General features: G+C 43.1%; 10 protein-coding genes and 1 tRNA gene. 4 read left to right on the plus strand and 7 right to left on the minus strand.

The genetic code is table 11. The annotated features are described in order from the left end of the window. Nucleotides 1-13: 13 nt before the first annotated feature. Entirely contained in the window at nucleotides 14-247 is a 234-nt protein-coding gene (locus ABD772_RS04510; RefSeq protein WP_345101251.1) for a hypothetical protein, read from the plus strand. Between the two features lie 69 nt (nucleotides 248-316). On the opposite strand, the gene ABD772_RS04515 is transcribed toward ABD772_RS04510, so the two are convergent. From ABD772_RS04515 to ABD772_RS04535, 5 genes are all read right to left on the minus strand, one after another. Beyond that, nucleotides 317-1,423, minus strand: coding sequence for an aldose epimerase family protein (locus tag ABD772_RS04515; RefSeq protein ID WP_345101252.1), 1,107 nt, complete (start codon nucleotides 1,421-1,423; stop codon nucleotides 317-319). Between the two features lie 30 nt (nucleotides 1,424-1,453). Next, nucleotides 1,454-2,386 carry a DUF6282 family protein gene (locus tag ABD772_RS04520; RefSeq protein WP_345101253.1) on the minus strand — a complete coding sequence of 311 codons (933 nt, stop codon included), beginning with the start codon at nucleotides 2,384-2,386 and terminating at the stop codon, nucleotides 1,454-1,456. Nucleotide 2,387: 1 nt separating this feature from the next. Further along, the gene (locus tag ABD772_RS04525) at nucleotides 2,388-4,652 is read right to left on the minus strand and encodes a GH92 family glycosyl hydrolase (RefSeq protein WP_345101254.1); all 2,265 of its coding nucleotides are present in this window, start codon (nucleotides 4,650-4,652) and stop codon (nucleotides 2,388-2,390) included. A 117-nt stretch (nucleotides 4,653-4,769) separates the two neighbouring features. Then, on the minus strand, nucleotides 4,770-5,939 hold the full coding sequence (locus ABD772_RS04530) for a hypothetical protein (RefSeq protein WP_345101255.1): 1,170 nt from the start codon (nucleotides 5,937-5,939) through the stop codon (nucleotides 4,770-4,772). Between the two features lie 94 nt (nucleotides 5,940-6,033). Beyond that, nucleotides 6,034-7,062, minus strand: coding sequence for a basic secretory protein-like protein (locus ABD772_RS04535; RefSeq protein WP_345101256.1), 1,029 nt, complete (start codon nucleotides 7,060-7,062; stop codon nucleotides 6,034-6,036). Nucleotides 7,063-7,344: 282 nt separating this feature from the next. On the opposite strand from ABD772_RS04535, the gene ABD772_RS04540 reads away from it, so the two are divergent. From ABD772_RS04540 to ABD772_RS04550, 3 genes are all read left to right on the plus strand, one after another. Then, complete coding sequence (locus tag ABD772_RS04540; protein WP_345101257.1) at nucleotides 7,345-8,703, plus strand: alkaline phosphatase family protein; 1,359 nt, start codon at nucleotides 7,345-7,347, stop codon at nucleotides 8,701-8,703. After that, entirely contained in the window at nucleotides 8,687-10,459 is a 1,773-nt protein-coding gene (locus ABD772_RS04545) for a cytochrome-c peroxidase (protein WP_345101258.1), read from the plus strand. Before ABD772_RS04540 ends, ABD772_RS04545 begins: the two co-directional genes overlap by 17 nt. A 162-nt stretch (nucleotides 10,460-10,621) precedes the next feature. Beyond that, nucleotides 10,622-10,939 (plus strand): hypothetical protein, encoded by a 318-nt coding sequence (locus tag ABD772_RS04550; RefSeq protein ID WP_345101259.1) that lies wholly within the window; start codon nucleotides 10,622-10,624, stop codon nucleotides 10,937-10,939. A 230-nt stretch (nucleotides 10,940-11,169) separates the two neighbouring features. On the opposite strand, the gene ABD772_RS04555 is transcribed toward ABD772_RS04550, so the two are convergent. Both ABD772_RS04555 and hscB read right to left on the minus strand, forming a co-directional pair. Beyond that, a tRNA-Leu gene (locus ABD772_RS04555) sits at nucleotides 11,170-11,249 on the minus strand. A 210-nt stretch (nucleotides 11,250-11,459) separates the two neighbouring features. Continuing rightward, entirely contained in the window at nucleotides 11,460-11,987 is a 528-nt protein-coding gene (gene hscB / locus ABD772_RS04560) for a Fe-S protein assembly co-chaperone HscB (RefSeq protein ID WP_345101260.1), read from the minus strand. Between the last annotated feature and the right edge of the window lie 51 nt (nucleotides 11,988-12,038).

Raw genomic sequence — 12,038 nt, forward strand, 5'->3', positions numbered from 1 at the left:
TTTTATAACTGATATGAAAAAGACCTTAGGACTAATCATTACATTAATTGGTATATTAATAGTAGTTAGCGCGTTTTCTTTAACTCCTGACCATGCGTTAAATCCTGCTGATTCAGGAAATGGGATCAGTGCATCTGCGCCATTAGCTTACGGTGGCTTCATAACTTTTGGTATCGGAATTGTACTTTATATTTCAAGTCTTCCATTAGCCGGCGAGAAACGTCAGCAACAACAACAACAAAGTTAATCCTCGGCTGTAAAGCTTAAAATAACAAAGGCCCGGTGAATGACTCATCGGGCCTTTGTGTTTAACAGGTTATTGTCTTACCAAAAATTTATAAATCGTTTCTGATTTAAAAATTTGTCCTGGTCTCAAAATCACATTTGGGAAATTGGCGTGATTGGGCGAGTCAGGATAATGCTGAGTCTCTAAACACAGCGCACCCCATTTGGTAAAATGCTGACCACCGCGACCGACAATACGCTCGCTGAAATGATTACCTGTGTAAACCACTAAACCGGGCTCGGTAGTGTAAACCTGCATTACCCGGCCACTGGTAGGCTCATAAGCGGTAGCGGCTAAAGCTAATTTACCCGATTTATTGCGCAAAGCATAGCTCAGGTCATAACCATTGCCGGTAACAGCAATGTCTTTACCAATTTCTTTAGGTTCAGTAAAATCGTATGGCGTTCCTTTTACATCAAGCAGCCTGCCGCTTGGCATTACATCTTTGTCAGCTTCTAAATACTGATCTGCAAGTATGCTGAGTTGCCAGCCGGACACTTTTTCCGTGTTTCCTGCTAAATTAAAATAAGTGTGATTGGTCAACACTATCGGCGTAGCCTTATCCGTAGTAGCCGAATAGTTGAGTTTTAATTCGTTGTTATTGGTAAGCGTATAAATTACGGTAACGTTCAGATTGCCCGGATAGCCCATTTCGCCGTCCTTACTAAAGTAGGTCAGTTTTAAAGCTACCTCTTTGCCGGGTAATTCTTGTATGCTCCATACCTGTTTATCAAAACCTTTCGGGCCGCCGTGTATATTCGATGCTAAAATATATTCGGAGCCGTCAAGCGTAAATCTTTTATTGGAAATTCGATTAGCCACCCGGCCTACAACAGCACCCAGTAATGCATTATCGCGGCCCAGGTATTGTTTCAGCGAATCGAAACCTAAAACCACATCGCCCAGTTTTTTATCTCTGTCCGGGGCTAATATATCGGTTATGGTTGCGCCATAGTTGATCACTTTAACCTGCATGCCATTGCTATTGGTTAAAGTATATTGATATATTTTTTGCCCGTTTATTTCGCCGTATGGTGTTTTAGTAATGGATGGTTTACTTGCATAAGGTTTAGCGGAAACTGACGTCGAACCGACAGTTGAAATGCAGATGGCAGCGTAAAACAATGCTTTTTTCATGAGTATAATTAGATTTATAAAATATAAAGATTAATCAGCATCAAGGCCCAACAGCTTCGCGGGATTCTTTCTGGCAACTAAGTCAATGTCATGCGCAGTCAATCCATTGGCTTTTAAGGCTAAAATATAAGCTCGCATCCCGTCAGGATGCAACGGGTTACCGGGTTGTCCAAGGTCTGAATCAATAATGCAATATTCGGCACCAATAGCTTGTATTGCCTTTACACATTGGGCTATTGCTTTTTGATCTACCAAATTTTTATCGCCTTTTTTGGGCAGGTAAGCTTGCCAGCAAAATTCAATAACGGCCCCCATATCAGCCATTTGCTTCATTTGCCCGATGGTAGCGCCAAGCAACATTGCATGGGTTACGATAATTTTTTTTATTCCCGCTGCTTTGGCCGCCGGAATCAGGATTAATGATTCGGCAGGGGTAGAGTGGCCGGTTTCTAAGATCAGATCATTTTTTGCTATCACATCAAAAACCTCCGGCAGTTCGGGTACGGGCTTACCGTCTTTGACAACGCTTACAAATTTTCGGAAGCCCGGGCCGTGTTCAAAGCTGTTTTCGGCGTCTACCGTAGGCAACCAAACAACTTTACCGCGATGACCTTCCATAGCTGCCATGCGGCGCACGGCTTCGGCATTAAGACCACCTACAGAAAGATTGAGCGCAATGCCGCCAAATACCTCTATACCACCAACCTCTTTCATTGCAATCTGCGCTCTGTCAGCGGTCATGGTATAATGATTCTTGAGGACGATGCCGCGCATGCCTTCCTTTTTGGCCAGTCGCGCCAGGTCAATATCGCTTATGGAGCGTGGAGAAGCATCGGGGCCGGTATGGCAGTGAAAATCTATCGTACCTGTAAGCGGGTTATCTGCATGTTGTTTACCTTGTGCCAAACATAGTTGGATACTTAATAAACAACTTGCAAATATGGTTCCCGCTAATCTTAACATTTTATTTTGTCAAAGAGAATGGTTTATCATCAGCGCCGGTGCCTCTGGTTTTGTTTGGCGTGTTACTCATTACCAGTTTAAGCTCGCCACCGTTAGTAAGGTCGGCATGGGTAATGTAGTTTTTAGTGTAATTTTTGCCATTTAACGTTGCCGACTGAATATATACGTGGTCTTTATCATTAGCCGCAGCATCGATTACGAATTTCTTACCATTTTCAAGGTTAAGCGTTATCTTTTTAAACATAGGGCTGCCTATGGCATACTCGCCGGTACCCGGAGTTACACTATAAATACCTAAAGCGCTCAGCACATACCAGGATGAGGTCTGACCCTGATCTTCATCACCTGGATAACCATTCTCGGTAGCGTTATATAATTTGTACATCGCATCGCGGGCGTGAAATTGTGCTTTCCACGGCTCGCCTGCATAATCGTATAGATAGATCATGTGCTGAATAGGTTGATTACCATGCGCATACTGACCCATGTTGGCAGCAACCATCTCGGTCATCTCATGGATCATACCACGATAGGTGCCTACTTTTACTTTGTTTGGTTCAGAAAATACCGAATCCAGTTTAGCATTAAAATTAGCATTGCCACCCATCATATTGATCAGGTCCTGAATATTCTGAAATACAGACCAGGTGTAATGCCATGAGTTGCCCTCGGTAAACGGACCGCCCCATTCAATAGGATCAAAGTTTGGTGTCCATTGGCCATCAATGCCTTTACCTTGCATAAAGTGGGTTGCCGGATTGTAAACATTGCGATAGTTATACATCTGGCGGGCAAATATGTCCATATAGGTTTTATTGCCGGTCATTTTTGCCAAGTGGTAGGCACACCAATCGTCATAAGCATATTCTAAGGTCTTAGCTGTCGATTCGCGATAATTTGGATACGGCACATAACCTAACTCGTAATATTCCTTCCAGCCTTCGCGGCCATTTGCCGGGCCCCACGGGCCTTTATTGGTAGCTTCATGCAGATAAGCCTGTAAAGCCTCTTTCGGATCAAAAGTATGAATGCCTTTTGCCCAGGCATCCGCTAGTAAAGAAATAGCGTGGTTACCCACCATACTGCCGCCTTCGCTTGGGAATGACCATGATGGCAACCAGCCGCATTGCTTGTAGGCATCTATTAGAGCCTGCATGTAATGGCCATGCATTTCGGGCTGTACCAAAGTATTAAGCGGGAACTGCGCTCTGAAGGTATCCCAAAAACCGGTATCGGTAAACATATAACCTGGGTGTACAGTGCCATCATAAGGGCTAAAGTAAACCGGGTTTCCGGCGGCATCTATTTCATAAAATTTACGCGAGAATAAACTGGCGCGGAAGAAGCAGGAGTAGAATGTCTCTCTGTCGGCTTCGGTACCGCCTTCAACCACAATTTTACCTAACGACTTATTCCAAATGGCAGCAGCTTTGGCTTTGGTTTGCTCTAAAGTTTTATCGGCACCTAATTCGCGTTTAAGGTTCAATTCAGCTTGCTCAGGGCTAATGTATGATGATGCAGTTTTAACTTGTACTTTGGCACCATTCTTAAATTGAACATAGGCTCCTTTGCCCAATCCTTCGGCAGCTGTTGAATCTGCGTGAGTAGTGTTGGTTTTGTTATCCCAGGTTCCGTACGCTTTTATAGGCTGATCAAACTGCATTACAAAATAGCTTTTCCAGCCTCTTTTAAAACCGCGGCCATTATTTACCCAGCCGGTAATACGGTTTGCTTTGGGGTCGATCTTAACGCCGCTCAGGTGGGTATAGCCGTCAAGCACCAGAAAACTTTTTTGACCGGATGGATAAGTAAATCTCAAATGCGCGCCACGTTCTGAGGGTGAAATCTCGGTAGTGATCTTGTTATCAAATTGTACTTTGTAATAGTTAGGTTTAGCTATTTCATTAGCATGGCTAAATTTAGCTTCGCGTTTATTTTCATCAACTACCAGCTCGCTCATCGGCATTACCGAGAATACGGCATAGTCGTTAGTCCACGAGCTGCATTGATGTGCTTGCTGGAAACCGCGGATATGATCCAGAAAATATTGGTATTTCCAGCCATCGCCGTTTTTGCCGGTTTGCGGCGTCCAGGTATGCATGCCAAAGGGTAAGGCAGTAGTAGGATAGGTGTTACCGTGAGTTAATTTAAATTGAGAGTTGGTACCTTGTAAGGTGTTTACATAATGTACCAGATCGGGTTGTTGTTGTGCAAATGCTGAGCTGATTAACAGCAAAGGCGTAAAGAAAAGATGTTTGATCTTCATTTGTGTTGTATTGGTTATAAGAGTTGTGCCGGTTAAGCGTATATCGGCTTCAATTATAAGGAATAAAAGAAACTTTTAGCCGTAAACCCGCTATTGTAATAATTTACTTACGTTAGGTTAAATACTGGTTACTGCGCCATTCTTTACTACTAACTTGCCGCTAAATATTAAGCCTTTATCTAATCGCGCAGCAACCGACTGCTTAATAATGTCAGCATTACGCGATACCTTTTGTTTGAACACTTTTTTGCCATTTATAGTGACAATGACTTTTTTATTCAGGTTAAGCATGTCATCATTCAGATAGATATAAAGCATTTCTTCCTGGTTATCGATAATATTAATTTTATTACCACTTATACTTACCCGTACTTTTTGGCCTTGTTTGGCAGTAGCCACGTCGGTACCCAGCCAATAAAATTGATCTCGCAAAATATCATCCTGGATCCAGATCACATCTTTTGGGATAGGGTTACGTTTGAACGAAGCCAGCCAGGCGACGGCGATTGTATCTTTGCGATTCATCCAATGTGGCATATCGGGGTATACATGCGTTTCGTGTATAAAGTCGCCCGGATAAACTTTCTGGAGACTATCCAGTCGGTTGCCCCATTGCGCTACTAATTCATTACGATGATAGGCCGCATCCTTGCCACCTACAAAAGCATCAAAAGGGATATTCTTAAGATTTAATATTTGCGCATCGCCGGGATGGCCGGCCATCATAGCTGCAGCGGCCCAGTAATCGGCCAGGCGCGGGGCGAGCTGGAACACGCCATCGCCACCCGCCGAGTAGCCCATTACATAAATTTTATTTGGATTGACATCGTCCAATACAATCTCGTCTTTTATTACTTCAGCCAGCAGTTCATCCATCGGGTAATCATGCCACATGTTCCAGGCGTCCACCGGCGCACGTGGGACAAAGTATACACCTTCTTTCAGCTTATACAGTTTTTTTTGATTCTCCCATTGCTGGTCGTTTACTTTAGGAGCAGCGCCGCCACCACCGTGAAGCGAGATATATAAACTACGACCGTCGGCGGGTTTATCGCCAAATATCTGGGTGGTAAACTTCATGGTAAAGTTTTTATATTGGATCTGTTTAGCCGCCCATTCGGCCTCGGCTTTAGGTTTTTGTACGGCCATCTGCGTTTTTAACTCATTAGCGGCAATGGCAGAGGCTTCCCTGCGGCTAAGGTTGGTTTGAGCGGACGCTATAAAGCCGCTCAAGGAAAGCGTTGCAACTAAAGCAGCGGTTTTAATTAAGCGTAAAGTTTTAATCATCAGGAATATTTTGCCTCTAAATTAACAGATTAAATAACAAAGCCCAATACCTAACGTACCGGGCTTTGTGTATATATTGAACGGTAGCTAAATCTTATATGTTTTTGCTGCTGTAAACAAGATGAAGATCTGGACTGGTTGAATATGCGGCCCAAAGTTCATCAAGCGATTTACCTGATAAGGCCGCCCAGGTATCAGCGGTATAAGTATGATTTCGCAGTTCTTTATCTATCTGTACAATCATACCTGGCTTAACTTTTTGATCTATCCACTCAAAGAAACGCGCAGTTACACGATAGCTGTCCTTATAGCCTTCTTTTTTGTCTTTAAAAGCCGGCAGGTACCATTTTGAACCAACGTTATCAACACCGTATTTGTAACGAATAAAGTCAGCTATGCCCTCGGTTAACCAAACCGGGCCTGAACCATAGCCATAGCCTTGTACAATATGCATCCCTTCATGAGTAACTATATCGACGTCATAAGGGTGTTTGTTCATGTATTTGGTAGCAAACAGTATGCGGTTACCCAAAGTTTCTGCCACCCCGTTATAAGTTGTATCTGTAATAAATACTACCTCATGTGTTGATTTATCATTAAACATATTAACCAGTTTGGGATAAACCTCAAAATAAGTGTCAATCAGGTTTTTCTGGATGGTCGGATCAAACTTTTCATTTTTATTAATGAAAACTAACTGATAGCCGTCTTTTTTGATGGTATCAACCGATACCCAGTTTTTGTGCAAAGCATCTTGTAACGACTGCTGAAAATTTTGAAGATTTTGTTTCTTTTTCAGCCATTTGCTATTTGCAACAATTTCGCCCGGGCCGGCTTTCAGGGTAAAGTCTTTAGTGGTATCAATAATACGCATGGTTACCTCGTGTTTAGTGCGATAGCCATCGGCAACAGCAAAGCCTGGATATACATTCTTGAAAGCAGCATTGAGCTTGGCTGTATCTACCTTGGTTTTTGCAATGTCGTTAACAGTAAGTGCAAATGGTCTGGGTTGGTTACGCCTGCGTTGTTGATTTTGACCATTGGATGCCTGGGGACTGGTTTGAGCTACTGCCGCAACAGAAAGCATCACAAAAAATGCGAGATTGGTGATTTGCTTAATCATTGTCAAATTAATTATTTGGTATAAATATAAATCAAGTTAACATATCGGCATGTAAAAATAAAGCTACAGTAAGCTCACAACAGTTGTTGCGATAATCATATATCACAAAGCTTTTACGTGTATACTTTTTCTTACTGCCCAATTAGTTATAGCTTTGTGATACAACTATGCTTAAACCGTGGAAAGCATATATTTTAATGATTGACCACTTTCAGCAAGTTTTAATAAGGTATCCCGGCAGGTAAAGCAACCGAAATTTAACGCGGCCTTAACCTCGCGGATATGTCGAAAGCCTTATATTCGCTGATATATTTATTCTGGATGAAAACTAAATTCAATAAGTACATTTCAATTTTGACAGCGCTGACTCTGTTTGGAGTGATGCCTGTAAATGCACAGTTACGGAAAGTTAAACATGTGGTGGTGATCTATATGGAGAACCACAGTTTTGATAATCTTTGGGGGCAATTTCCGGGAGCGGATGGTTTGGATCAAGCTAAAAAAGAAAATATTATACAGGTTGATGCTAATGGTAAAACTTATGAAACGTTGCCGCCTGTTCCGCGTAGCAGCGCTTTCCCCACCAACCTGCCAAATAACATTTTTAATATAGATCAATATGTATCTGCCGATCAGATAACTCCCGATGTTACCCATCGTTTTTACCAGGAGCAGCTCCAGATAGACGGCGGTAAAATGGATAAATTTGCTACCTATAACTATACCAAAGGCCTAGCGATGGGTTACTACAAAACCAATGAATTGCCCCTATATGAATTGGCCAAAAAATACACCTTATGCGACCGCTTTTTCCATAGTGCTTTTGGCGGATCATTCTTGAATCACCAATGGTTAGTTGCTGCTGCGACACCTACGTTCCCCAATGCACCCGCTGTTATGAAGGCTCAGGTAGACGCATCAGGTAAACTGATTAAAGACGGTTCGGTAACTCCGGATGGCTATGCGGTTAATACACTTAACTCAGTTAACCTGCACCCAAAAAATGCCGATCCGGCTGGATTAGTGCCCATACAAACCGCCCCGAATATAGGAGACCGGCTAACCGATAAAGGTGTATCATGGGCGTGGTATGCAGGTGGCTGGAACAAAGCTGATGCCGGCGCGGCAGACCCCGGTTTTTCATATCATCATCAACCTTTAGTTTATTTTCAGCGTTATACACCAGGCTCAAAAGACCGCAAAGAACATTTAAAAGATGAAGTTGAGTTCTTTGAAGCTGCAAAAAAAGGTACGCTGCCCGCCGTATCATTTGTTAAACCTACCGGCGTAGAAAATGAACATCCAGGCAATTCGTCGGTTAAACAAGGTGAAGAGCATGCTGTCAAAATAATCAATGCTGTACTAAACGGCCCCAATGGCAAAGATGCTGTGATTATTCTGACCTACGATGAAAATGGTGGTTTCTGGGATCACGTGGCTCCGCCGACAATTGATAAATGGGGGCCGGGCTCACGCATTCCTGCGCTGATTGTTTCGCCTTTTGCAAAAAAAGGGTATGTAGACCACACCCAATATGAAACCTTAAGTATCCTTGCTTTTATTGAAAAACGTTGGAAATTAAAACCGCTGGCAGATCGCGATGCGAAAGCCGATCCGTTTAGCCATGCGTTCGATTTTTAAAGTCACGGTCGTTGGGTGTTTGTTGACGGGTATGGCCTCGTTGCTTTCCCTCAGAAAACCTGACAACAGCCTTGCACAACAAGTTCAACAGAAATTAATACTCCAATCCGACAGCCTGTTAAAAGCTGTCGGATTGTTGCGTTCTACACCGCTTGATGCTGCACACAGGCGGCTGTTGCAGCAACGTTTCAGACAGGTTCGTTTTTTTTATAAGCGAATAGAGTGGGCTGTCGAATACTTTGACCCGGTTACTACACGCCTGGTAAACGGCCCGCCCGTGCCCGAGGCCGAAATAACCGGCTTAGTTATTCAACCCGATGGGTTGCAGGTGATTGAAGGTTATGTTATTCCGCGTATTGTATCAACCAAAAAGCGTGATATGGCCGGTTTACTACAACGGCTGGCTACCAATGCCATGGCTTTTAAAGAGCGCTTCAAACATGCCGATTTACAAGATTGGCAAATATTAGACGCCGCAAAGCAAGAGGTTTTTAGAATTGAGAGCCTGGGCTTGAATGATTTTGACGACCCATTGTTAAAAAATTGTTTTAGTGAATCGGCTAACGCCTTGCAGAGTGTACAGGAAGTTATCCGCAGATATGATTCACGGATAGACTTTGAATCTGCGATCAGATATCTGCAGCGGCCTGTAAAGTTCGATCATTTCGACAGAGCCGGGTTTATTATCCGTTATGTCAATCCGCTAACGCGCGATTTAACCCAATTGCATAACAGGCTCAAACTGCCCAACATACATTATAACCGCTTACTTAATCAAGACGCAGCCACTTTATTTGATGCAAATGCTTTTAACCGCAATGCATTCATCGCAGCGCCCGAAGATTCGGCTACCGTAGATAAGATTGCCTTAGGAAAAAGACTTTTCTTTGACCCCATACTTTCTGGAAACGGCCTGCGTAGTTGTGCAACCTGCCATCAGCCTGATAAAGCTTTTACCGACGGTTTACCAAAGAACCTTGATATCACCGGAAAAAAACTCGTAGCCCGCAATACACCAACCCTTATTAACGCCGCGCTGCAACCCGCTCAGTTCTATGATCTGCGCGCGCCGTCCCTTGAAGATCAGGCCAATGACGTTGTGCGTAACCGCGACGAAATGCATGGCGATATGCAGATAGCTATAGGCAAGCTTTGGCATGACAAAGCTTATCGTAAAATGTTTGAAAAAGCATATCGCCTAAATAATCGTACAGCTATAGACACCTTTGAAGTAATGAATGCGTTGGCCAGTTATGTACGCAGCCTGACCGCATTAAATAGTCGTTTTGACGAATTTATGCAGGGCAATTCAAAAGCACTGACGTCCTCCGAAATAAGCGGCTTTAACTTATTTATGGGCAAAGCCAAATGCGGCACCTGCCATTATATGCCGCTATTTAACGGCGCCTTGCCGCCGCGATATATGCAAATGGAAGCTGAGATCATTGGCGTCCCTAAAACAAAAGATAGAAAGCTTGTGGATGCTGACCCCGGAATGTATGGCATCCAGCCACAGGATTTTAATAACCATAGCTTCAAGGTAACTACCATTCGTAATGCGGCCCGTACCGCGCCTTACATGCACAATGGTATCTATAAGACCTTAGACGAGGTGATTGATTTTTATGATAAAGGCGGCGGCGCAGGAGCGGGGGTTAAAGTGCCGAATCAAACGTTGCCTGAAGATCAGCTGCACCTTACAGCAAAGGAAAAGGCCGATCTGATTGCATTTATTAAGAGTTTAGATAGTCGATGAAAAGAAATCTGATTAAAAACACCTGGTTAATGTAAGACCAGAGTCCGGCTGCAGGCACCATTTTACCATATCGATTTTGTAAAAGAAAATTCTTAAATGCTTTGAAATGAAATAATTTTATTTAACTTTGAAATACAAAGTACTTTTCATTAAACAACAATCATGAAAATTTCAAAAACAAAATTCGTCACTATCTTCCTCGTTTCGGCGTTTGCCTTTCAAATTGGCACTAACTTGCTTTTGGCGCCCGTAAACGGCGAGTGGTTCCCGGGGACTGACTCACCAATAGCCTGGAAGCGTACTATGGCCTCAATCATCTATCCCGTAAAAATTGTTCTGGTAGGGCCCTTGTCGCCAATATTCAACGATCCGGACCCGGCGCCTCCAATTCGGGCGCTCGCCTGTTCTTTATACTGGACTGTCATAGCGTTGATTCTCTACTATGTTATCAGCAAAATAAAGGCTTTTAAAAAAACATAAATTTTATTGGTTCAGCGCATCCGGCTATTGATTGTCTGGCAACTTTTAATAAGGCAAAAGATATTTGCAGACCGGATGCAAAGTAGCTATATGAGAACCTTGTCACTTTGCTTTACGCCAAAGTTACCAAGACGAAATCAGGACGCGCCATTACCCCCGAAACGTTGCTTTTATCATGATGGTTACCGCCATCAAAAGCAAAAGCCCCGATATTTCTATCGGGGCTTTTGTACCCAGAGCCGGAGTCGAACCGGCACGGTTTCCCACAGGTGTTTGAGACCAGCGCGTCTACCAATTCCGCCATCTGGGCATTGCTGTCACTGAGGTAACCCTCAGAAGCGGGATGCAAATGTATTTAAACTCCATTTAATTCGCAATATATATTTGCGATTATTCAAGATAGCATTGATTTACTGTCGTTTAAATGAACAGATCGTTATTAGGGGCCTGTATTTTTCATTTCATGATCGACCAAAGCCAGCAGTTTATTCAAGTACTTTTAAGTATTCAGTTACTTCCATCAAAAGCGCTGAGCAACGTTATTCAAACTCTCCTTAATTCGTAATAAATATTTTTGCCTGTAATAAATATTTGCAATTTCATTGAGGCGGCTTTCTTTGGCGGTATCGTCCAGTTGTTCGTAGTCGGCAGTGAGTTGACCTAATTCTTCGTTTATGTCACCTTCAATAGCAAGTACTTCAGCGGTTATATTTCCTAACTCTTCGGCGCTATCAACTTCCATCAGGCGTTCGTTAACGTCCATCATTTCCATTAAAAAGTCTGCGGGCAATTGCGGCTTCGCGCCTTCAGAAACTAATCCGTGCGATTGTAAAATATATTCCAGGCGCTTCGCGGGTGCAGACAGCGTCTGATAGGCCTTATTATTCAGGGTTGATAATTCCAGTATTTCCTGTTGTTTTGCTTCGTCCTCATTTGCATAAAAATCCGGGTGATACTGTTTGCTCAGCTCGTAAAATTTCTTTTTCAGGTAAGCAGTATCGGGGTTAAACGATTGCGGTATGGCGTAAAAGTCAAAATAATTGATCATATCGCAAAGTTAGTGCTAACAAAATGCAATTAGTGCTTAAACATAAAATTT

The organism is Mucilaginibacter panaciglaebae (assembly GCF_039539265.1).
GTDB lineage: Bacteria > Bacteroidota > Bacteroidia > Sphingobacteriales > Sphingobacteriaceae > Mucilaginibacter > Mucilaginibacter panaciglaebae.